Below are 22611 nucleotides of genomic sequence, written 5' to 3' on the forward strand. Positions count from 1 at the left end.
TTTCATGTGTTCAATTGTTTAAAACGCTTAATCGCGAACGGTCCGATCGGTTCAATCGTCGATCGTTCCATGATCAATTCACTGAGTACTTTTCCGACTAGGCTGCTGAACTTGAACCCGTGACCGGAAAAGCCGGCGGCGATCGCGATATGCGGATAGTCCGGATGTAAATCGATGATGAAGTCCTCGTCTGGCGTCATCGTATAGAGGCACGGTTTGCCGTGAGTTAAAGTATTGATCGAGGGTATGAACGTATTTGTGAACTGTTGTAAATCAGCCAGATCATCTGTCTCTTGACCGAATGGACGGCGTGGTTGATTCGGATCAACGGGAATGCCACCGTCGTGGCGTCCGATTTTTAGACCGGCTTGAGCGATACTTGGAAAACCGTAATAATAACCGGCGGGTGTATCAAAGGCGAAGGCAGGGAACACCGCGTCATTGAATACCTCTTCCGCTGCTTCGAACCAGGCGAACGTCTTGCGGACCGGGCGGAGCGGTAAGGAGAGTCCAGTTTGTTCGAGCAACGGACCAGACCAGGCACCGGCTGCGACGATCAATGCATCAGCTGAATAGGTGTCTGTTCCGACGGTTACGTCCACACCATGAGCGTGGGCGGTAAGCGTCGTTACTTTCGCATTCGTCCGGATGTCGACACCGTTCGCGACAGCAAGATCGCGGTATGCTTCAATACAATCCTCGCACTTCAACACACCGGACGTCGGTTCAAAACAACCGATATAATCATCGGGCATCGTTAAGCCGGACCAGCGCGTTCTCATTTCGTCAGCTGTCAGGACCTCAAGCGGTAAATCATACTGCGCTGCACTTCTGATGATCGTCTGCACCGAACGGGACGAGCGGTGACCAGCGTTTAAGACTCCGGTGTTCAGAAACAGGCTCCGACCGCTGATCTGTTCCAACTCGTACCATAAGCGTTGCGCGTCTAACGCCAGTGGCACATAAGCTTCACCTTCACCATAGGCATGGCGAATGATTCGTGTCTCCCCGTGGTGGCTCGCTTGATCATGCGGTGGAATGTGAGCATCTAATAATAAGATGCTTTGATCGGTTCTTGAGAGATAGTAGCCGGCTGCCATCCCCATGGATCCGGCACCGACGATGATGACATCATAATGGGACATCTGGTTCGACTCCTTCATATGTAAGTTCACACCAGTATAGAGTGAGAACTAGAAAAGAACAAATGAAAGATTAAATCTCGAAGCGACGGGCTTCTTGTTCTAAGTGCTCTGTTCGTGCGTTTAAATCACCGACGAGCGTATGCAACGTCGTGATCGTCGCAATCATTTGTTCAGACGCAGCGGCAACTTCTTCGTTACTCGCCGTGTGCTCTTCTGCGACAGCGGCAATTTCCGTCAAGGCATTACGGACGAATCGTTCTGCCTGCAAGACGTCTTCCATCTGTTGCGTCATCTGCTGTGTTGCCGTTGAGACGTGCGTGACTTGATCCGTCAATCGTTCGAACGTCGTATCCGTATCGAGGACGATCTGTTCACCGGCTGCTGTTGCTTCGACCGTCGTCTTAAAACTATGTTGCATCTGCTGCGCACTGGCTTCGATCGACGTGACAATCGTTGCGATTTCACTGACACTGCTAGCGACGTGGCTTGAGAGATTCTTGACCTCGGTCGCGACGACGGCGAATCCTTTTCCTTGTTCACCAGCGCGTGCCGCTTCAATCGCGGCATTCAGGGCGAGTAGATTCGTCTGCTCGGAGATTCCGCGGATGATACCGACGAGCGTTTGGATATCTGATGATTGCTGTTTCAGTAAATCAATCTGTTCAGCAGATTGCGTGACGTGCTGATGAATGTGACGCATCTGTTCGACGGAAGCGGACATTTGATCCCGTCCGACTCGTGTCAGCGTTGTCATCTGCTCCGTCGTTCCTTGAATTTCGACACCAGACTGATTCGTCGTTTCAATCAATGTTGCGAACCGATTCATCTCGTCATTCAATGAGAGTGTGACTTGGGTCTGACTTTCCGTCCCAGTTGCGATTTCCGACATCGTATGAGCGATTTGTTCGGAACCGTCAAGTACTTCTGATGTACTTTGGTCGATCGATTGACTCGTCGTCGAGACGAGAGTAGCCGTCTGTTTGATGTCGACGATCATCGTCCGTAACATCTCGTTCATATCACGAATCGAGATCGCAAGCGCATAGATTTCGTCTTTCGAAGCAATCGTCAAATCGGTCAACGTCTGTTTCGCCTGATCTAGTCGTCCCTCGGCAATCAATGCAGCGACTTTCTGTAACGTCTCGAGCGGACGTAACTTTCGACCGAGTACGATGTAAAGCAAGATAAGGGTTATCGTCAACAGTAGGAGCATCAACCCGATGAAAATCGGAGCGTTTTGTTGCAGTAGATCGGTCGTCAGGGCATCGACTTCCTTCGCCGCGATGTCGGTTCCAAGGATACCGATGATTTTCCCGGTCGCATCCTTCAGCGGAACGTAGACACTGATGTACTGGCCGTAGACTGGATCATCAATCACGTCCGTCGTATGTGTTTTGCCCTTTAGGACATCCTGCATATCGGCGACGGTTGCGCCGCTTGCAGGGGCATTGATTTTTGCAGCCTTATCTTTTGGTAAACCATCAATTAATAATCGGACCTTATTTTGGTCGATCCGTGCTGTGTATGTATATAAGAGTCCATTTTGCTTACGTAACGTATCGAGTTCTGTTCGTAACGTTTCATACTGCTCGGACGCGACAGGCGATTGTAGGAATTCAGTGTAAGCCGCCGTGTTGAACGTTTTACTGATGCGCAGTGCATCCTTTTCAGCGGTCGCTTTCAGCGTTGAGACTGCCGTTTGTTTCGTATTGAAGTATAAGGCCAGACTACTAAAAACAAAAAAGGCAATCAAAATCAAACTGATCATTACTAAAAGGCGTGTTCGGATGGAATGGTTCTTGGTTGTGTTCTTCACGTTCAACTAGTCCTCTCAACTCATATTTTCTATCTATAATTCATTTATCGGTCGATAAAATACATATTAAACAGGACCTTTTGACGATATTTTTTATGAAACTGCCCGCAGAAACATTGATTTTCTTAAAAAAGGATTTATCAAGAATGATTCAGGGCACATAATAGTTAGAAAAAAATATAAGTTGAGGGAAGAGGGATTGAGATGGAAAGTGAAGTCGACCATCGAATCAAGGCAAGACATGTATATGAGAATGAATTACGAAGACACGCGGTCAGCACGAAAAAGGCTACCTTCCGATTGATGACCTGTTTGCGTTGTCAATCGAAGATACTGTTGAAACAGGGACATCAGGATAGCCACCAATGTGACGTGAACGTATCTAGTTGACACGAATGAGAGGAGGAGTTGGATGAAACAAGAGCAACATGTCACGCCACATCCTAAAGGTGGCTATCAAGTGAAAGCTGCTGGTGCGACTCGAGCAACCAAACGATTTGCTACACAGAAAGAAGCGATTGCAGAAGGGCGTCGGATTGCGAAAAGTCAGAAGACGGAGCTTGTCATTCATAACAAAGAAGGGCAGATTCGCGAAAAAGATTCTTACGGACATGATCCATTTCCACCACGAGGTTGAGCTATCATATACGACACGTTCTGAGCATCAGAACGTGTTTTTTAATAATCCTCATGTCAAATGTTTTTGACATGAGGATGGAATTTCATTACAGTAGAGATGTAAAAAGAATTTGACACGTCGTGGAGGAATGGACATGAGAAACCACATCAAAGAGCGACGTCTAGCGGCAAAATTATCGCAACAAGAACTGGCTGATCGCTGTCAGGTCAGTCGGCAGACGATCAATGCGATTGAAAACAACAAGTATGATCCGACTTTACAATTAGCGTTTAATATCGCCAAAGTCTTACAGACACAAGTCGATCATCTGTTCATTTCAGAACAGGAGGAATGGGATGTCTAAGAAAAAAACGGGCTTATTTTTAGTAACGCTCGTGATAGTGGCGAGTCTTACAATCATTAGTATGATCATCGAAAACAATGTAACGTTCTTCTCGATTGTTCAATTGGCGATTTTGTTGATCATGTTCTTCTCGTATTTTACGTGGGCACAATCAGGAGAAGACGAGCGTCCTGTGCCAGAAGATGAACTCGGCAAAAAGATTACGACGGAAAGCGGTCTCGTTAGCTACAAAATCCTGATTGTCCTGATTTTTGGATTCATCTGTCTCGATTACTTTTTACATGAATCAGCGAATCTGTTATTGATCGTCTTGTTCGCAATCGGACTGACACTGTTGCCAATCATTGAATTCCTAAAGGCACGGTCCTATCGATGAAAAGGAATGGCAGTCGATCTTCCGCAACGGATGTTAGATACATTACTGGGAGAGACGACTCGTGTAATAGTGCAAGTGCCAATTAACAGCAAAGTTTTAATGGAGAAGGGGAATCACCGTGACGGAATTAGAGTACCGGTTAAGGAAACATATTGCTGAGATGGACTTCGAGAAAGCAGCGAAACTATTTTTGGAGTTAACGGAAAAAGAGCAATTTGACATGATCCTTAGTGTAGGGTTTGAAACGTTTAATATTACTATATACGCCTTTATGAATTATTTAATACAACACCATGAATCAAGTGAGATACATGATCTGACGTCTACATTGATGCTACATCCACTTTGTCATCTCGAAGGAGCTTGTGTCATCGCTTTATTCCATGCAAAAAAGGCAGTCGAACTAGATCCTGATAACATCAACTTGTATATCAGTTTATTGATGTTTGAAAAGCATCCTGATGTCTGGTTTGCGCAATCAGAAGTAGAAGAAGTCTACCGACGGATAAAAGACTTAGAGTCCAGGAACTTAAAGTGAGATCTTAGACAGACCAATCACTCCGCAAAATCGAGTACATATACAAATCATCGAACTGACCACGCGAGTTTTCATATTGACGAAGCAACGCTTCCCGCTGAAAACCAAGCCGTTCAAGCAATTGGTGTGAAGCAGTATTTGCTGGTAAGACAAGTGCTTCGATACGATTTAAAGAGAGCTCCTCAAACCCATATGCGATGACCGCAAGCGCTGCTTCCTTCGCGATGCCTTGTCCCTGATAGGCTGGGCTCAACTCAAACCCAAGTTCTGCCCGCTGATGGCGTTCCACTTGATTCAAGAAACCGCAACTGCCGATGATGACATCGTCTTCTTGTAATGCGATCCCAAATCGGATGCCCGAGCCTTCGCGACGAATCGAAGCGTACCAGTCAATCTCTTCGAGCGCGTCTGCTTCTGATTGAAAGGCGGCGAGTCCCATCTGTTTGACGACGTGTTCGTCTGATAAATAGGCTAGGACACTCGTAGCATCTTCGGGTAACACTTCGCGTAAGACGAGACGATCCGTTTTAAGCGTTGGGAAAGTATGTAACATTCAAAAAACTCCTTTGCAAGAAAATGTAAAAAGTTATTGTGCAGTGTTTAAGGCATATGGTAAGATTCTCCACAACAAGAGCATATCATTTCGTTGACGAGAAAGAGTAATGATTGTCCCTCTGCCTTACAGAAAACCGGGATTGCTGAGAACCGGTAGCCAGATCAATCATGAAGATCCTCTCTGAGAAGTCACGCTGAACCATTCAGTAAGCGTGACCGGGTGTCCACCGTTACATGGAATGCACATGATAGTGTGCAACTTAGTGCTGTCGAGAACGAGTATTCTCGACGGAATATGGGTGGTATCGCGGTGAAGTCCGTCCCTGTCAAAGGGGGCGGACTTTTTTGTATTCTCTTAGTTACCGACAAAGGAACGATCAGACAGGTCGTAGAGGTCTCATTCGCACCAACGAAAGAATATTGTTGAGGAGAAGATCATGATTGCATTAGAAGCATTAAAAGGTCGACTCGTCGACGGTTTGTTAGAGGTCTAAAAAGAAGAAGGTTACGTTGCGCGAGAACGTTTCATCTTTAATCGAGGAGCGACGGACGAACAGCTCGCGCTGTTACCTGAGTGGACGGCAGACGACTATCAGACGTTCTTTCGTCAACATAACGGGGCGAAGCTCTTTCAGCACGAAACGTTATCGTACAACGATGGATTCGAACTTTTTTCGATTGAGGATTGCCTGACGTATAGCGAGATGTGGGAATGTCCCGAAAACTTCTTAGCAATCGGTGCAGGACCAGACGGGGAGTGGATCGTATACGAGATGAATCGACCGGCAGGAAATCGGATCTGGAGTGGGGAATTTCTTAATTTCGAGGAATGGGAAGAAGACACGATGCCGTTCGGCTTTGAGCGATGGCTCGACTACTTGATTGTCGCGCAAGGCACACAATTTTGGGAGTGGTTCCGTTAAGAGAGGGAGAGTATTATTGGATATTCAATTAAAGGCAGCGTCTCTTACAGATGCTACGAAACTTCACACGCTTCAAATCAAGGCGTTTTCAGAGACGCTCGAGCGGTATCAAGATTTTGCGACGAATCCGGCGAACGAATCGATTGATCGTGTCATTCACCGGATCACACATCCAAGTAGTACGTTTCATCAAATCATCGTCGACGGTGACGTCGTCGGCGGGATTTGTGTCGTTGCGAAAGCACCGAGTCGCTACTCCATCAGTCCGATGTTCTTAGATCCAGCCCGTCAAGGTGAAGGAATCGCCCAACGCGCATTACAGCTCGTTGAAGCAGCGTATCCGGCTGCAACGACATGGGAACTGCGGACGATTCGCGAAGAGACACGTAACTGTTATTTCTATGAGAAGATGGGTTACCGATTGACGGGTGCCAGTCAACCGCTCAACGAACGGGCGACACTCGTTTCCTATCAGAAATCGGTTTCGGAATGAGCTTGTTTTGTCGGAAGGAAGAACCACCACAGATTCGTCAATAGAGCGGCAAGGACGGCAAAATTAAACAGATAAAGGCAAAAGAAGAAGACGAACTCACCGGTGTCCTCAAGGTTAGCTATCGGATTATCGACCAGGTACGATTCGTGACTGACGCCGAAGATGAATAAAGGAAAGAAGACATAGAAGTATCGTTTCCAAAAGAATGACGCAGGACCGGTTTGAAACATATGAGCACCTCCTGAAGGAATGTCGCGCTTCTTCCGGTCAGAAGAAGCGTGTGTTCGTTTACGATAAAGATGGTGTCCCGACGACTTCGACGTGGCGCGTGACCGTATCAAACAGACGTGTCCGCGTATCGTTATGAGACAACAGCAACGGCTCACCCGTCTCGTCATAGATGAAGGCAATCGGAATCGAAAAACCACAGTTGCGGTACGAACCATCGGCATGACTCGTTCCGATCATGATTGCTTGTTGCGCCTGACTGATGATGCGCGCTTCACCGGACCACTCAACGTACTGTTCCTCGCTGAACATGCCGACGCCAATCGGGTTGAAGATGAGATCAAGTCCGGATTCCTCGCGTAGTCCGTCGTTTCCTAAGAAGATTTCGCGGCAGAGGACGTATCCATAGCGAAATAACCCGTCGTTTGCTGTTGATGGTGTATAAAGCGGTCCAGCTTCTGGTGTTTTGGCGCGATCAAGCAGAATCGTCCCGGTCGCATCGATGATGACAGCGCGATCGAGATTCGCTTCATCTTTGTAACCGAGGACGATTGCTGTTTTTAACTGTTTGGCAAGGTGTTGCACGCGTTCGATTTCTGCGACCGTACAATAGCCTTCCGGGTAGACAATCAGGTCGACTTCAGGATAAGCGGCGATTTCACGTTCGAATTGCTCGAGCCCGGTCTCGCGTTTCGGTTGGGCGATTAATAATTTCATCAAAACATCCTCTCAGGTATAAATATATCTGAAAAATCAGACTTTACATTCGCCCTGATTTTACCATTAGTGGTAAAATAAAGCATAGCGCTTTTTGATAAATTTTACTGCAAATGAAGGAAGGTCATCAGCTTGAACATTTCAAAAACCATTCTTGTGACACGCCATCTACCGGCGATGAAGGCTTTTTACATAAACCAGATCGGATTTCCGCTCGTCTCGGAAACGAACGAGTCGTTTACGATGCAAATCGGTACGGATCAGCTGACATATCGACAGACTAACGATGTTGATACGCAATACCATATGGCGTTCAACATTCCGGAAAACGTCTTCCAACAAGGAAAAGCGTGGCTCGTAGAACGGACACCACTTTTGATCGAAGATGGACAAGACGAGATTTATTTTGACTTTACGGACTCACATTCCTGCTATTTTTATGATCCAGATGAAAATGTGCTCGAACTAATCGCGCGGCATCAAATCAATCCGACGAAAGAAGATCAAACGTTTGAAGTAACTGATATCCTTGGAATCGGTGAGATGAGTCTGACGGTGAAAGACGTGCTTGAAGTGGGTGAACAGTTAGCGGAGATCGGTGTTCTCGAGCGACGGGAACGTCCACTCAACGGTGCGTCACTTAACTTCCTTGGACCGGTCGCGGATGGAACGCATATCTTGCTCGTCCCGGAAGGACGCACATGGTTGTTCTCACCGAAGACGGCGAAGGTCAGTCCGATCGAGATGGAACTCGACGGCAGTCATCGAGTCCGGCTTGACGCAGCGGGCGTATGGCATCAAAGTACCGTTTCTTCATAATTCATTATTCTAAAAAGTGAGGGAAGTAAGATGAACAAAGCGGTGAATGCGAGTATCGCGTTCGGATTATTGTTGTTCGTATGTGGTTTCTTTTTTCTGTTTGGCTATTTGACCCGCTCAATGCCGATTCAGCAAGGCGGTGACCCGGTCATCTTACCGGTCGCAGCACTTCTCGTTCTCCTACCATTCGTGATCCGTGAAGGCATGCGCGTTTTGATGTATGTTACGTTGACACGTCGACAGGTCGGCGTACTCATCTTATTTGCAATCAGTGGAATCATACTAAGTAGTTGGATTGAGGTGCAGCAGAATGTTGCCGTAATCGATTTCCGTTCCCTCTTTACGATTCATACGTACGTACTGTTCGTTTCGGGCATCATCTTGTTATGTCTCCTATTGACGGGACTCAAACGGATGCGCGTCCGAACGAAAGTGATTTAAATGGAGAAGGACTGAATGACATGGGATACATCTCAGAATTACGCAAACTCGTCGGCACACGACCGCTCGTCTTGGCAGGGGCGTGTGTCATCGTCGTCAACGATAAACAAGAAGTCTTATTACAACTTCGGCAAGATAACGGTTGCTGGGGACTCGCTGGTGGAGCGCTTGAGATCGGTGAGACGCTCGTAGAAACAGCCAAACGAGAATTAAGGGAAGAGACCGGTCTTGAAGCGGAGCATCTCGAATTATTGAACGTCTATTCGGGTGATGCGTTTTACTATAAGTATCCGCATGGGGATGAAGTCTATAATGTGATCTCGGCATTTCTGTGCACTACCTATACGGGAGAAATCGTCCGGGATCCGTCAGAAGTCGCAGAATTACGTTTTTTCGCTATCGATCAGCTACCAGAAAACCTCAATCCACCGGAACGACCGATCTTGATGGAGTATGTTCAAAAACACCGGACAGCGCATCACGTCTCCATTTGAAGTAACAGTTAAAAAACAAGAATCTTGAATGAACTGTTCATTCAAGATTTTTTGTTGCACTGGGACGCGTTTCAGCCTGCTCTTTCCTTGATAATTCGCAAAACGACTTAACGAACTAAGTGATGGGAGAAATATGGCGATGACTAACGAAAAAAAAGGTTCTACCGCTACCGTAATGACAATGTCTGATGAACGAGTACGCAAATACTTCCATGAATCGATTGAAAAACAACGAATCGTACAGGAATTTCGTATGCTCGTAGAACTCGAGCTGACGGTTATCCCGACGCCAAACGTATATGCTGTTGCATTAGAAGATTCGCCGTTCATTGAAATGCAGCGGATCGACGGCGGAGAATTGTTAGAGTTGTTTGATCCCTCCCGAATAACGGATTTTCTTAATGCCTTCGCGATATTACATCAACGGATTCATCAGCATCAATCGCGTGTAGCACCTGGATGGCACGATGTCACCCATCAAAAAATGCGTCATCTATCACCTGCGTTACGCTCGAAGGCGGAACGATTGTTAGAGGCGCTTCACATTCCGCAACAACAAGGATTGCTCCACGGGGACTACCATTTCCAGAATATCCTCGTGACAGCGGATAAAACGTTTGTCGTCATTGATTGGCATGATGCGACCACAGGGCCACCGATCGCGGATGTCGCGCGGACGTTGCTCTTGCTGCGAATAGCAGGTGAAACAGCAGTGCCGGACGAGGTACGACGATACGTCTGTCGCGAATACCTCGACCGCTATCAAGCTGTTTCGTCAATCCAGCTATCGAATCTTGCAGACTGGTTACGACTCATGGTCATTCTTAGGACGCTTGAACAAATCCCGGATGCTGAACAAAGTCGGTTGAAGGAATTGATCAGTCATCCAGACCTCAGCTCATATTTTTTTAATACTTAAGTATATACAGGTAGGAGGAACGCCATTCATGAGAACCATCATCTCGATTCAAGGCGCCATGGCTTCCGGGAAGACGACGCTTGCGCATGCGCTCAAAGACTCTTACCCGGAGTTGCATGAAAACTGGTTTGAATGGTTTCCGGTACATCCGATTGATACGACAGCGAAAACGTCGGAGCAAGTCCGACAAGCAACGGTTCATCGGTTGGCAGTCACCGGAATCTTAGGAAGGGAGAATGAGATATGAATGTAAAAGGGATGACCTATCCCCTCATCGAGGGACAAGACGAAAAACAGGTCTACTGGATAGAAAAAGGAGAATCGGTTCAGATTGGACAGACTTACGAAACGATTCGGTTAGAAAAAACATCACATCAATCCATCCTTGTACGGGAGCAAGAATTGGTGTCAGAAAAAATCGGTAATCGAACGATCCGCCTGACGATTGATGCAGAAAGTCATGCGCCACTCGAATTCGTCGAGTACCAAGCTGGTGTTCAAACCGTGCATGCGTTGTATCGAGCGGATGAAGTCGTGATCACGCGAGGAAATGAGCAGTCTGTCCTATCGATTCATACCGAAACTGTTGATCTATTTTCAATCGAATTGTTGTTGCGAGCATTACCGCTAACCGTCGATTCGACACTTTCGTTCAACGGCTTTAGTGCCGTTTCCGGACGTGAGGTGCCGATTCAGGTTCACCCTCTGCGGAACGAACTATTGACGACTGAGTCAGGCGAACACGTAGAGACGCTTTGCGTTCACGTTACGTTTGGTGAGCGGATTCAGTATTACTGGATTGATCCAGTGAAGCGGGAGTTGTTAAAACAGTCCTCCCAGATTGCCGACGGGGTCTCATTGGAATTTCGTCGATGAAAAAAAGAGCTGACTCAAAAGTTGGTCTCTACAAAGAAAAGGGTGGCAGAATGATGATCTGCCACCCTTTTCTCGTAAAAATGACGCGTCACACGCCACTCCTACAGGAAAAAGCGCATTATGCGCTGTCAGAGACAAACAAGACCCGCTTTCCTGCTTAAATGAAGCAGGAAAGCTGGCTTGTGTCTCGCCTGAGGAAAGGGCGTGAAAAGACGCGCCATTTTTTTGAGTCAGACCCATTTGTTATAGCTGAAAATGATGTTGCATCGCTTCGAAAATCCGCTTACTTGCTTTCGTATCGTCAAACGCATAGATGTGACTGAGATGACGTTTGAACTTTTTAGGCATTTTCGATTCGCGTAGTGATTCCATCAAGGCGTCTCTTGTTTCGATGACGTCTCCTGGTAACAAATCCGTCGATTCGCCGGCGTTATCTTCGCCAACTAAGACAGGTGGGCGGTAGTAGATGACCTTTTTGTGCATCAAGGAAAAATCGAGACCGACACTCGAATAATCGGTAATCAACACATGATGATTTTCAAGTAGCTCCTTGACTGTGAACGCATCCTGACTGATGACATCGACGAAGTCCGAGTGGAACAAGTGGCTGAATTTTTGGAAATTGCGATGAAGGTAGAACGAGACTTCAACCTTGTTGTCCATCACTAAGCCTTTCAACCGTTCGTCCGTGATTAACGCTTGAAACTCCCGGTAATAGTCGCTTTCCATGAACTGTTCGTCTGGATACGTATCGAGTTTCGGTCGCCACGTCGGCATGATCAATAGCTTTTTCCGGTTTTTATATCGCTTGAGCCAACGTGATCGTTCCGTGATCAATTGATCGAATCGGGCGAGACCCGTCACGATGATTTCGTCAGGATGAAAACCGTAATCTCGAGCGATGAGTTGTTTCTCCCGCTCCGAAGAGACGACGAATAAGTCGGTAAATGGATGCGGCATCTTTTTTCCATAAAGATGACTGACATCTTTTGAACCGATGACACCGTGTTGCAAGAACAGCTTTTGTTTCGTTTGCATCATCGCCTCGGTGTGATAGGTAGCGAATGGTAAGGCATAACTTGAAGAATGAGTATGACAGAGAATGTCTGCTGCTTGGACGACCTCGATGTTCTCTGGTGATTTGTAGAACACGATATGGTTCTCATATCCGACAAGATTTTTGAGGTCCGGACTCGATCGACTGATGATGTAGAAGATATTGAAGCGCTTCTGATGCTGGTCAACGAGATACTTGAAGAAAATCATCCCATTATCTTGTGCTTTATCCGGATATTCAAAACAGATAATCGTCTTCTTATTTGGATCCAGTCCAAGTAACGGTTGAGGGTCCGCGTAATACTCGACGGTCTCGACCGGCACCGGTATTAGACGCATCGCAAGTCGTTCCGATACGGTTGAATAGGGGCGGACCAACACGTCATGTTGCTCATTAAGCGATAACCAGTGCTCATCGTTCAAGAGTTCCGGGTGATTTTTGAAGTGACGAATCCGCGGTGTGAAACCAGAGATCGGCATCTCACGAATCGAAAATCCGAACAATAGGTCGTAGATGTTTACATTAAGGGTTTCGTAGTCATACTGGTCACCAAGTAATTGATTGACAAGTTCTGGTTCGATCACGGCTTCGACTTCGGTTCTGAAGCGACAGGCGTCGACTGGTGTGACGCTGAAGCGATTAATCGGCAGGGCGATTTTTTGTTCCAGATGTCTGAATTTAATGAAACAACTCGGCTGTTCCACTTCGAAATACTTCGAGTGAAACGAAAACTTCAATAGAAGGACGTCGTCTTGACGAGTGATGCCCTCAAATAGGACGTCTTGATCATAAAAATTCATGATGGACGGTTTTTTGTTATAGATCAGACTGAGCTCATCGTCTTGGTCGATGAAAATGAAATAGGAATGTTTCCCTTGTTTGATGTAACTATTCGGTGCGATGACTAGTGGCTCCGAAAGATGTTTGAACGAGATCGGTGTTCCGGATTCATCGACGAATTTAACAGGATGATTCTTTTTTTTGAAGATATCGAGCAATGTATCAATCGATAGCACAAAGGCTGTCTCTATTTTTTGGAGTGGTATCAGTTGTTCATTGATCGCTAACTGTAGGCTTTGGTGCGGAAGATTCTCGATCAAAAACGTATGATCACGACAGGTGATTTTCATTGGTGCATGGCTTCCTTTCATACTCTGATTCAATCGTTCTTAAACTACATCACTTACCATATAATATCTTCCGATTTCTGCAAAGATGTAGATTGATTGAAACCACTGCAGTATAGTCTACTGGCTGAAGGATATTGGGAAAAGACAGACGTTACCGTATCTTCGACAGATCATTGGTTGCAGAATCATGACAATGATTGGATATTATGCAAAACTGATTGACTTTGTTCGTAAAAAAGGAGATAGATAGAAACTGTATTGGTAAATGCGACTAGTATCGCAAGAGGTTTATGAAAAAGCAAAGTCGGCTATATATATAGGTTGAACTCACAGAAAAAAACAGGGATCAATCTTGAAGGGTGAAGGGGAGTAATGACAGATGCTGTATACGGTAACATCGACATTACCACCAAAACACGGTGGTAGAACGAAGTCGTTATTGAGTCGAATCGCACTCATGGAACAAGAACTTGGCGCCGGTTCAACAATCGTTACGACGAACTACAATGCCAACTACATGGAAGTCTACGAATTGTTCCGAACAGAAGAGAAGGTCGGTCCGAAAGTACAATTTGAAAATATCTACGATTGGCTATCAGATTACAAATTGTTAGGTATTCCAACGACTCGTTTTCGGAACAAACCGATCATCAAAGAAACGGAGCACGAAATCGAAGGATTGAAAAGCGTCGAGAAAAAAAACAGTGACGCCGTTCGTTATTATGATGAGGAAGATGAGTATGTCCTCTACCGTAAATTTTACCCTGAAACGCAAGTCGTCGAATTTGAGGATTTCATGACGAACGCTTCCCGTAAAAAAGTCGAGCGCTGGGAATATAACGTCTACGGTCAATTGCACCGGAAGACGATTTATTCGCCGGTCCATCATGGAAAGATGATGGAAGAGCTATATGATTCGGAAGGCAATGTTTATTGTAAGAAGTTCTACAATGAAATGGCGCGCCCGAAGCTTATCTTGATTCAGTTATACCGGAATGGCAGAATGTACAAAGCGTTCAAAAAAGAGAAGGATTTGTTTGAATACTACTTCAACCGTCTGTTTAAAGATGGCGACGTCTTATTCGTCGATGCTCGTTTACTCGATCGCTCGATTCTCAACATCAAAGCAGCCGTCAAACGGGTCATGGTCATCCATAACTCGCATCTAGACGGATCAAACGTCAAAGGATCGTACGCGACGATGTTCTCAGAGTCCGATAAAGTGACACGTTTCATCAGCCTGACGAATCATCAAAAAGAAGACATCTTAGAACGGTATAATATCCCGGAAGAGAAGATTTCCATCATTCCGCACTTCATCGTTCCAGAACAAGCGCAACGACGCGAACAGGTCAAAGATCAATTCTGTTTCATCGGTCGATTCGGTCTGCAAAAACAGATGGATCATTTAATCAAGAGTTATGCACTTTTCAAACAGTCGGGTCACGCGACGAAACTCGTCCTTTACGGCATGGATGAACAAGGGCAACTCGCGATGATGGAACGCTTGATCGAGGAGCTCGGTTTACAGGACGATATCGAAATCCACGGTTTTACGTCGAATCCGGCAGAAGTTTTCCGTGAATCAAAAGCCTCGTTGTTAACGAGTGAATTTGAAGGATTCGGGCTGACGGTCATGGAAAGTATCAATGTCGGCTGTCCGGTCATCTCCTATGATGTGAAATACGGACCACGCGAAATCATCGCCCATGGCGAAAACGGATATCTCGTTCCAGCCAATGACATGGAAGCCTTCGCACAAGCGATGGTACAACTCGTCGAACGACCACTCGAGCGGGTCGAGACGAAGCCATCCCTGTACCTTGAGACGGCTGTAAAGAATTATGGACGATTACTAGAAGAATTGAACAACTAAATCTACTACTTGAACGATGAAGAGGATGAACGATATGAAAAAGATCACGAAAGCCATTATTCCAGCAGCAGGACTCGGAACACGTTTCTTGCCTGCGACAAAAGCAATGCCAAAAGAGATGTTACCGATACTTGATAAACCAACGATTCAGTATATCGTCGAAGAAGCCGCAAAAGCCGGCATCGAAGATATCATCATCGTCACGGGTAAACATAAACGAGCCATCGAAGATCATTTCGATAACCAAAAAGAACTCGAGATCACGCTCGAGAACTCTGGGAAGACGGAATTGCTCGAGAAAGTTCAATTCTCAACGAACCTCGCGAATATCTTTTATGTCCGCCAAAAAGAACAAAAAGGTCTCGGACATGCCATTCTGACGGCAAAACAATTCATCGGGAATGAACCGTTTGCAGTCTTACTCGGGGACGATATCGTCGAGTCAGACAATCCGGCAATCAAACAATTGATGGATGTCTACGAACAGACGGAAAAATCGGTCATCGGTGTACAAGAAGTCCGTCCGGAAGATACGCATCGTTATGGCATCATTGATCCGGTCTCACAAGACGGACGACTGTATGATGTAAAACAATTCGTCGAAAAGCCAGCACACGGGACAGCACCATCAAATCTTGCGATCATGGGACGTTATGTGCTGACACCGGATATCTTTGATTACCTTGCGAATCAAGGAGAAGGGGCAGGCGGCGAAATTCAATTGACGGATGCGATTGAACGCTTGAATGCGGATAGCCAAGTCTTTGCGTATGATTTCGAAGGCAACCGCTATGACGTCGGGGAGAAACTCGGCTTTGTCAAGACGACGATCGAATATGCGTTGAAAGATGCAGAGATGAAAGATGAGCTTAAAGCTTTCATTAAATCATTAGACATCTAAAAAGGTGAACCACTCTGAAAAACTTCAGGGTGGTTTTTTAATGAATACTTCAGGATGGTTTTCGCGCATTACATCAGGTTGTTGTTGTAAAATGAGGAGGACAACGACGGAACAGGTAAGGGGCGAACGGACATGACGAAACGATCCATCCAAGATGCTGCTTTTTTAGGCAAACGAAAACAAGTAATGCGGTATATCGAACGTGGTGACGATCTGAACGAACTGGATGAAGAAGGGTTTACGGCACTTCATTGGGCGATTCAGGAAGGATACTTGCGGATCGTCGAATTGTTGCTCGATCATGGCGCGGATGTGAATCTTCCAAATCAAGACGGGATGTCACCGCTGCATATCGCGCTGTATGATCAAAAGACGGACATTGCATTGCTATTGATCAAACGGGGTGCCCATCATGATTTAAATGAGTACGGCTTCTCAGCGCTTCACTTAGTAGCGGGGCGATCCGGCAATAAAAAAGTCTTACGGAAACTAGCGCAGAATGTGGAGTTGTTACATCAACGGACCGATGATGGAGCTGGGGTGACGCCGCTACATTACGCAGCGCAAGAAGGCAAGGCTAAAAAAGTCAAACTGTTACTTGAAGCGGGAGCAGAGGTTGATGTTATCGGATTAGACGGTTTCACACCGCTGTATCTGGCAGTTGGGAATAATCATCCGAAAGCGGTCAAAGTACTCCTAAAGGCGGGAGCCGATATCGAGGCGGAAAACGTCGCAGATGGTGATACGGCAGTCCTTGCTTTAGCGAGTGCTTACGGTTATGAACGGATTGTCCGTTTACTTCTCTCTTATGGAGCCGATCCACTCCATCGAAATGAAGACGGGCGGACAGCACGTGGTGCAGCACTTGATAATGACCACCATCAGATTGCGGAGATTTTAAGACAAAAAGAGATTGATGCATTGTCTGAGGAAGAAAATAAGTGAGCGATTGACGACAACAGGAAACATCTGCGGAGGCTTCCTGTTTTTATTTTTAAAAGGACTTTCAAATCGCTTTGTCAAAATAGAGATAGGAGAACACTTATTCGTCATCGAAAGGAAGGATACATCATGAACGCAAAAGATTGGATGGTATGGAATTTAAATGAAGTGAGAAGAAGAAGCATCAAAGTCTGGTGCTCGATTCCTGAAGATAAGCTGAACTGGAAACCGGATGAGAACGCCATGACGTGTTTGGAAATGATTCGTCATGTGTTAGATAGCGAGTATTATTATTACTTAGCCTTACAAAATGGAGGCAGTCTATCGTCGTATGAGTCTCCGTTTGAAGGGCGTGACTTCGTATCAGTGCAAGAGGAGCTAGACTTTGCGGAGGTCTATCGGGAGGAATTCATGACATATGTCGGGCGACTACCGGAATCAGATTTAGCGATGGTCCAGATTGATCGTTCCGAATCAGGTTATGTCCGTTCGCTTGGTGATATGCTGTTACGAATTGCTTATCATGAAGCAGTGCATACAGGACAGCTACTCGATTATTTGAGAACAGCAGACATTGAGCGTGTGCGGGTTTGGGACTAAGGTAGGTGAATGAGAAAATAATGGTAGTACTATGAGCTACCGATGCTAGGGGGATGAAATTCTTGAATATACGTTTAGCCACGTCCAAAGACATGAAGGTAATAGCAAAAATTTACGTTGATACGTGGAGGACGACATACGCCGGTTTAGTACCCGATGTATATTTGAAACAACTCTCGGTTCAACGAGCTGAACAAAAATGGACACAGTTTTTGAACGATTCCTCACAAGATACGTTCCTATATGTGGTATTGAACGAACAGGGAATCACAGTGGGATTCGCAGCAGCTCAGATTCATGCTGATGATGGAGTACGGATAGGAGAGTTATCTGCCCTCTATATATTACCTGAAGCGCACGGCTTAGGGATCGGCAAAAAATTGATGGCGACTATCGCTGCTCATTTCCTGAAAGCAGATGTCTTCTCGATGCTGGTTTGGGTAATGAAAAAGAACGAGTCGGGACGAGCATTTTACAAACGACTCGGAGGTAAATACATAGATCATCGCCAGAGTCGTTTTGGGAATGTCACGGTTAAAGATGAAGCATATGAATGGCTGGATATTACCACGCTTGTCCGTCATCAGAATTAAAAACAAGGAGGAAGTACGATGCATCTGTACTTCCTCCTTATATGAATCACAGACTCCATTTCATTAGTAATCCAGCTTGTGTCAAACCGCCACCAAATCCATATAATAGAAGCAAGTCACCCGTTTTGATTTTCCCTTCGGTAACACCTATATCTAAAGATAAGGGAATGGATGCAGCGGAGGTATTTCCGAAATGGATGAGACTGTAAAGCGCTTTATCAAAAGGAACATTACTTTTTTCGCAAATCGATTGAATCATGCGTAGGTTTGCACTGTGCGGAATGAACCAATCGATTTGATCCAAAGTCATCGATGCCTGATCCACTACTTGTTTCATTCCACGAGGAACCGTGCTGACCGCCTACTTGTAAACTTCGCGTCCATTTTGGATGAGTTTATTAGTGGGAATGATAGGATCTTCGAACAAGTGATTTGACAAGTTCGAGCAATAGAGACTGGCTCCTTTTTCCCCTTCCGAGTTCAAGTAGAATGAAATAAAGTCAGACTGGACTTCATCGCGTTCCACAAGAACCGCTCCACTACCATCTCCAAATAAAATGCATGTGTTTCGATCGGCATAGTCAGTGATGTTAGAGAGTGTTTCTGCTCCGATGACGAGAATTTTTTTATGAAGACCAGATGAAATTAACCCGTTCGCCAGGTGTAATCCGTATGTAAATCCTGCACATGCGGCGTTCAAATCAATTACACCTGCATGATTGATACCGAGTTTTGCTTGTACCAATGATGCAGTACTTGGTGTCTTAAAATCGGGTGTCATCGTACAGATGATGATCATATCAACATCTTGAAATTCTGTATTGTAACGCTGTTTTAAATTCATGGCTGCTTGATAGGCAAGATCACTTGTCGATTCAGTCTGACCCGCGATTCTTCGTTCTTTGATGCCTGTTCGTTGCACTATCCATTCATCATTTGTTTCTACTAGTTTCTCTAAATCATGGTTCGTCATGATTTGATTTGGAACGTAAGAGCCGATTGCTGTTACTCGAGCATGATATGCAGTCATAAATGGTTCCTCCCTGTAAAAAGATGTTATACTTGGTTTTAGTACTAGGTACTAATTTAAGCGAATTTTCTTTTAAACACAAGGAATATAACTTATCGTACACATCATCAATTCGATTAGATGAAAAAAAAAGCGGTCTTTAGCGGATGCTCGAAAGGAGTAAGGAAGGATGATTGGAATCAGCATCGCCACCACATGGGAGTTCGACGCGACGATTGCATATTTTCATGTCTCGCCTGAAGAAAGAATCTTCTATCCGTATGGTGAATACTTTACGCGCGAGATGAAAGGGGAAACGCTCTTGTTTTACAGCACAGGCGTTCGAAAAGTAAATGGCATCGGAGCGAATCAATATATGATCCTCCGTTTCTCATTGACGAAGGTCATCGTTGCCGGAACGTGTGCCGGGATTGACCCGAGGTACGACGTACTTGACATCATCGTTCCAGATCGTGCCGTTCAATATGATTGTACGGTCAAAGAGATTGAACCACTCATTAAACCGTCATTCATCGTCAATCTCGACGTCTCAAAATATGGCAACGACTTTCATCTCGGAACGATCGGAACGGCTGATCGCGCTGTCGTCATGTGGCGAGACTATATCGAACTGCGAGATAACGGTCTGACGATTGCCGATACGGAGGCGGGGGCTGTCGCGTACATCTGTCAGAAAAATGCTGTCGAATGTATCATCATCAAAGGCATCTCCGATTTTCCGACAGAAGAGAAGAACGAGGGTGCTGTCGAAGCAAACGTCGAACAGATGCGGATCTATATCGAGAACACACCGAAAGTCATGCGACGGATTTTTGACGACTACTTGCATCGATTTCTAATGTAATTTGCACCCGATGCATTTCTTTACATATTTTCCAAGTTTCTTACGGCAATATAGTTCATTGGCATTGTATTTTTTGAAATATGTTCTATCATAGTGAATGGAAACGTTTTCTCGAAATGGTGAGTACATACCGAACTGTACAAGAAATGCGCTGCAATCATCAGGTTTCGTAGGTGTAGAAGTAGATGGAGGGACATAGAAGCATGTAAGAATGGAAAGTATCTGGTCAGAAACGGATTGATATTGAAAGCCGGTTTCGTCCAGAAATCGAAGGGCTACGCACGGTAGCTGCCTTACTCGTCGCAATGTATCACATTTGGTTCAATCGTGTCTCAGGTGGTGTCGATGTCTTCTTCGTCATCTCGGGTTTTTTAATCACGACATCAATCATCTCGACGATCAACCGGACAGGAGAGTTCAAGTTCCTTCCGTATGTGACAAAGTTGCTGAAACGACTGTTGCCATCGGTTTTATTCATCTTAGGTGTCGTCTTGGTATTAAGTACGTTTTTATTACCAGCATCGATTCTCGGTAAAACGATTCGTGAAGTCATCGCCTCGATGTTCTTTTATCAAAACTGGCAACTCGCCGTCTCAAGTACTGATTACTTGGACGCGACGCAAATGAAGTCACCCGTCGAACATTTTTGGGCACTATCGATCCAGTGGCAGTTTTATATGATTTGGTTCGTCTTGTTTTCGTTCATCTTATGGATGATGAACAAATATCAGATTCGGTCAATTAAAGCCGTCCTCAATGGTCTGCTTGGATTCTTGTTCGTCACGTCACTCGCGTACTCGATCTACCTGACTGAAGTCAATCAGCCATGGGCGTATTTCATTACGCCGACACGGGTCTGGGAATTCTCCTTAGGCAGTTTGTTATGCGTGAACTTATCGGCGATCCTTATTCCGAAAGGGGTGGCAACGATCATTGGCTGGATTGGTCTGATCGGTTTGCTGACGACCGGCGTCCTGTTTAATGTCTCGCAAATGTTCCCTGGTTATATCGCACTCTGGCCGATGACATGCGCCTTGATGATCGTGTTATCAGGGACGCAAGAGACACGGTTCGGATTAAAACGATTCCTCGGATCTAAACCAATGGTCAAACTTGGGGGGATTGCCTTCGGGATTTATCTCTGGCACTGGGTACTGCTTGAGTTCTATCGCTACAACGTCCAACAAACACCTGGCCTGCTCGTCGGCACATTGATTATTGTCTCGTCGATCGGCTTATCGTATCTGATGACGGAATGGATTGAAAAACCGATCCGGACTTCAACCGTCAATCGGACAGCGTTCAAGAAATTAGGTGCGCTGTTGACGGTCAACGTTTTGTTACTCGGATCATTACTCGGATTCGCTTATATGGAAGAGCAAGAGCTGAAACAAGCCGTTAGTAAGGATAAATATCCGGGTGCCTTAGCGATTGAACAGGCACTGTCTGTACCGAAGCAAGACCCATTCCCGTCATATGCGAACGTCTTCAATGACTTACCCCTCGTCCATACGGATGGTAGCAACCAAGGGCTACAAAAGACGGAAGCGAAGGTCGGCGAATACGGGAAGACGAAGGAGTATAAAGCAACGATCGCACTCGTCGGTAGCTCGCACTCAGAGCAATGGTTCGGTGCCTTACATGAAGCAATCAAAGGGACGGACATCCGTTTACTCAACCTGACGCGGTCAGGAACACGTTTTTCAACCGGATATGAACCGGACTCCCTAAAAGGGATCTGGAATCAGAATGTCTTGAACTACTTGAAAGATGCCGATGTTGATTTGATCATCTCACACGTAACAGCAGATGCTTCAAAAGACAGCATCCATCAACAAATGGTCGACCAGATGCAGTTCGTCAAGGACGAGTATGGAATCGAAGGTCTAGCACTCCGGGACAATCCACGATACGATTTTAACGTACTCGAGGCACTGGAGACGACAAGCATCGCTGACACGACGAAACAGATGAACGCACAACCGAATCAAACGGATGAGGCGTATTGGAAACAATTCGAAAAAACGAACCAGTCGCTCCATAAGCTGGATTTGACGCGTTACTTCCACGTCAAAGGCGAGTACCGTCCCGTTATCGGCAATGTCGTCATCTATCGCGATAACAGCCATATGACGAATACGTATGCGGAAAGTTTTGCTCCGATGTTCAACAAAAAGCTCAACGAGGTCCTCGCAGAAAAATTAGCAACGGACGAATAAAATATGTAAAACGAGGCTGGGACATAACTCAGTTTCACAAACGAAAGGCCCTCGAAACGTGTAGTCGTTTCGAGGGCCTTGTTCTATGACGAAAAA

Annotated in this window: 25 protein-coding genes, 1 pseudogene and 1 other annotated feature; of the genes and pseudogenes, 19 read left to right on the forward strand and 7 right to left on the reverse strand. The window is 45.7% G+C overall.

Annotation, left to right across the window (positions count from 1 at the left end; all coding sequences use genetic code 11):
- Positions 1 to 2: 2 nt before the first annotated feature.
- A complete protein-coding gene (gene solA, locus KNQ15_RS12940) occupies positions 3 to 1145 on the reverse strand; it encodes an N-methyl-L-tryptophan oxidase (RefSeq protein WP_214729738.1) in 1143 nt (380 codons plus the stop codon).
- Positions 1146 to 1215: 70 nt separating this feature from the next.
- Positions 1216 to 2961, reverse strand: coding sequence for a methyl-accepting chemotaxis protein (locus KNQ15_RS12945; protein WP_353048921.1), 1746 nt, complete (start codon positions 2959 to 2961; stop codon positions 1216 to 1218).
- A 412-nt stretch (positions 2962 to 3373) separates the two neighbouring features.
- On the opposite strand from KNQ15_RS12945, the gene KNQ15_RS12950 reads away from it, so the two are divergent.
- The 4 genes from KNQ15_RS12950 (at position 3374) to KNQ15_RS12965 (ending at position 4858) form a co-directional block, all read left to right on the forward strand.
- The gene (locus KNQ15_RS12950; RefSeq protein WP_214729739.1) at positions 3374 to 3598 is read left to right on the forward strand and encodes a DUF2188 domain-containing protein; all 225 of its coding nucleotides are present in this window, start codon (positions 3374 to 3376) and stop codon (positions 3596 to 3598) included.
- Positions 3599 to 3734: 136 nt separating this feature from the next.
- On the forward strand, positions 3735 to 3944 hold the full coding sequence (locus tag KNQ15_RS12955; protein ID WP_023468028.1) for a helix-turn-helix transcriptional regulator: 210 nt from the start codon (positions 3735 to 3737) through the stop codon (positions 3942 to 3944).
- Positions 3937 to 4320: a hypothetical protein gene (locus KNQ15_RS12960; protein WP_214729740.1), complete on the forward strand. Its 384-nt coding sequence runs from the start codon at positions 3937 to 3939 to the stop codon at positions 4318 to 4320. The genes KNQ15_RS12955 and KNQ15_RS12960 overlap by 8 nt, the downstream gene beginning before the upstream one ends.
- 118 nt (positions 4321 to 4438) lie before the next feature.
- Positions 4439 to 4858, forward strand: coding sequence for a hypothetical protein (locus tag KNQ15_RS12965; RefSeq protein ID WP_214729741.1), 420 nt, complete (start codon positions 4439 to 4441; stop codon positions 4856 to 4858).
- Positions 4859 to 4862: 4 nt separating this feature from the next.
- Here the strand turns inward: KNQ15_RS12965 and KNQ15_RS12970 are convergent, their stop codons facing one another.
- The gene (locus KNQ15_RS12970; RefSeq protein ID WP_214729742.1) at positions 4863 to 5411 is read right to left on the reverse strand and encodes a GNAT family N-acetyltransferase; all 549 of its coding nucleotides are present in this window, start codon (positions 5409 to 5411) and stop codon (positions 4863 to 4865) included.
- A gap of 84 nt (positions 5412 to 5495) precedes the next feature.
- Positions 5496 to 5741, forward strand: a binding site (T-box leader).
- Positions 5742 to 6117: 376 nt separating this feature from the next.
- Between KNQ15_RS12970 and KNQ15_RS16845 the strand changes: the two genes are divergently transcribed.
- Positions 6118 to 6336, forward strand: coding sequence for a hypothetical protein (locus tag KNQ15_RS16845; RefSeq protein ID WP_251137690.1), 219 nt, complete (start codon positions 6118 to 6120; stop codon positions 6334 to 6336).
- 16 nt (positions 6337 to 6352) lie between these two features.
- Entirely contained in the window at positions 6353 to 6829 is a 477-nt protein-coding gene (locus KNQ15_RS12980; RefSeq protein WP_214729743.1) for a GNAT family N-acetyltransferase, read from the forward strand.
- Here the strand turns inward: KNQ15_RS12980 and KNQ15_RS12985 are convergent.
- Positions 6808 to 7059, reverse strand: a complete 252-nt coding sequence (locus tag KNQ15_RS12985) for a hypothetical protein (RefSeq protein ID WP_214729744.1) — start codon at positions 7057 to 7059, stop codon at positions 6808 to 6810. The two genes, KNQ15_RS12980 and KNQ15_RS12985, sit on opposite strands and share 22 nt — an antisense overlap.
- A gap of 58 nt (positions 7060 to 7117) precedes the next feature.
- Positions 7118 to 7774, reverse strand: coding sequence for a carbon-nitrogen hydrolase family protein (locus tag KNQ15_RS12990; RefSeq protein ID WP_214729745.1), 657 nt, complete (start codon positions 7772 to 7774; stop codon positions 7118 to 7120).
- 132 nt (positions 7775 to 7906) lie between these two features.
- On the opposite strand from KNQ15_RS12990, the gene KNQ15_RS12995 reads away from it, so the two are divergent.
- From KNQ15_RS12995 to KNQ15_RS13020, 6 genes are all read left to right on the forward strand, one after another.
- Complete coding sequence (locus tag KNQ15_RS12995; RefSeq protein WP_251137691.1) at positions 7907 to 8593, forward strand: glyoxalase; 687 nt, start codon at positions 7907 to 7909, stop codon at positions 8591 to 8593.
- 30 nt (positions 8594 to 8623) lie between these two features.
- Positions 8624 to 9034 carry a hypothetical protein gene (locus KNQ15_RS13000; protein ID WP_214729746.1) on the forward strand — a complete coding sequence of 137 codons (411 nt, stop codon included), beginning with the start codon at positions 8624 to 8626 and terminating at the stop codon, positions 9032 to 9034.
- Between the two features lie 20 nt (positions 9035 to 9054).
- Positions 9055 to 9528, forward strand: a complete 474-nt coding sequence (locus tag KNQ15_RS13005) for an NUDIX hydrolase (RefSeq protein WP_214729747.1) — start codon at positions 9055 to 9057, stop codon at positions 9526 to 9528.
- Positions 9529 to 9667: 139 nt separating this feature from the next.
- Complete coding sequence (locus KNQ15_RS13010; protein WP_214729748.1) at positions 9668 to 10447, forward strand: phosphotransferase family protein; 780 nt, start codon at positions 9668 to 9670, stop codon at positions 10445 to 10447.
- Between the two features lie 28 nt (positions 10448 to 10475).
- On the forward strand, positions 10476 to 10694 hold the full coding sequence (locus KNQ15_RS13015) for a hypothetical protein (RefSeq protein ID WP_214729749.1): 219 nt from the start codon (positions 10476 to 10478) through the stop codon (positions 10692 to 10694).
- Positions 10691 to 11323 carry a DUF3108 domain-containing protein gene (locus KNQ15_RS13020; RefSeq protein WP_214729750.1) on the forward strand — a complete coding sequence of 211 codons (633 nt, stop codon included), beginning with the start codon at positions 10691 to 10693 and terminating at the stop codon, positions 11321 to 11323. Before KNQ15_RS13015 ends, KNQ15_RS13020 begins: the two co-directional genes overlap by 4 nt.
- Positions 11324 to 11566: 243 nt before the next feature.
- Here KNQ15_RS13020 and KNQ15_RS13025 read toward each other — a convergent pair whose 3' ends face one another.
- Positions 11567 to 13510, reverse strand: coding sequence for a CDP-glycerol glycerophosphotransferase family protein (locus tag KNQ15_RS13025; protein WP_214729751.1), 1944 nt, complete (start codon positions 13508 to 13510; stop codon positions 11567 to 11569).
- A gap of 379 nt (positions 13511 to 13889) precedes the next feature.
- On the opposite strand from KNQ15_RS13025, the gene KNQ15_RS13030 reads away from it, so the two are divergent.
- The 5 genes from KNQ15_RS13030 to KNQ15_RS13050 all read left to right on the forward strand — a co-directional run bounded on the left by KNQ15_RS13030 (position 13890) and on the right by KNQ15_RS13050 (position 18422).
- Positions 13890 to 15386: a glycosyltransferase gene (locus tag KNQ15_RS13030; RefSeq protein WP_214729752.1), complete on the forward strand. Its 1497-nt coding sequence runs from the start codon at positions 13890 to 13892 to the stop codon at positions 15384 to 15386.
- A 34-nt stretch (positions 15387 to 15420) separates the two neighbouring features.
- Positions 15421 to 16287, forward strand: coding sequence for a UTP--glucose-1-phosphate uridylyltransferase GalU (gene galU, locus KNQ15_RS13035; protein ID WP_035408354.1), 867 nt, complete (start codon positions 15421 to 15423; stop codon positions 16285 to 16287).
- 132 nt (positions 16288 to 16419) lie between these two features.
- On the forward strand, positions 16420 to 17232 hold the full coding sequence (locus tag KNQ15_RS13040; RefSeq protein ID WP_214729753.1) for an ankyrin repeat domain-containing protein: 813 nt from the start codon (positions 16420 to 16422) through the stop codon (positions 17230 to 17232).
- Positions 17233 to 17358: 126 nt separating this feature from the next.
- Positions 17359 to 17829, forward strand: coding sequence for a DinB family protein (locus tag KNQ15_RS13045; RefSeq protein WP_214729754.1), 471 nt, complete (start codon positions 17359 to 17361; stop codon positions 17827 to 17829).
- Positions 17830 to 17891: 62 nt separating this feature from the next.
- Positions 17892 to 18422, forward strand: coding sequence for a GNAT family N-acetyltransferase (locus KNQ15_RS13050; RefSeq protein WP_214729755.1), 531 nt, complete (start codon positions 17892 to 17894; stop codon positions 18420 to 18422).
- A gap of 46 nt (positions 18423 to 18468) precedes the next feature.
- Here KNQ15_RS13050 and KNQ15_RS13055 read toward each other — a convergent pair.
- A pseudogene (locus KNQ15_RS13055) lies at positions 18469 to 19452 on the reverse strand (beta-ketoacyl-ACP synthase 3).
- 169 nt (positions 19453 to 19621) lie between these two features.
- Between KNQ15_RS13055 and KNQ15_RS13060 the strand changes: the two are divergent.
- Both KNQ15_RS13060 and KNQ15_RS17050 read left to right on the forward strand, forming a co-directional pair.
- Positions 19622 to 20296, forward strand: coding sequence for a 5'-methylthioadenosine/S-adenosylhomocysteine nucleosidase family protein (locus tag KNQ15_RS13060; RefSeq protein WP_214729756.1), 675 nt, complete (start codon positions 19622 to 19624; stop codon positions 20294 to 20296).
- A gap of 266 nt (positions 20297 to 20562) precedes the next feature.
- Positions 20563 to 22515, forward strand: a complete 1953-nt coding sequence (locus KNQ15_RS17050) for an acyltransferase family protein (RefSeq protein WP_353048922.1) — start codon at positions 20563 to 20565, stop codon at positions 22513 to 22515.
- Positions 22516 to 22611: the final 96 nt, after the last annotated feature.

The sequence above is a fragment of the Exiguobacterium sp. s168 genome (genome assembly GCF_018619035.1).
GTDB classification, from domain to species: domain Bacteria; phylum Bacillota; class Bacilli; order Exiguobacteriales; family Exiguobacteriaceae; genus Exiguobacterium_A; species Exiguobacterium_A acetylicum.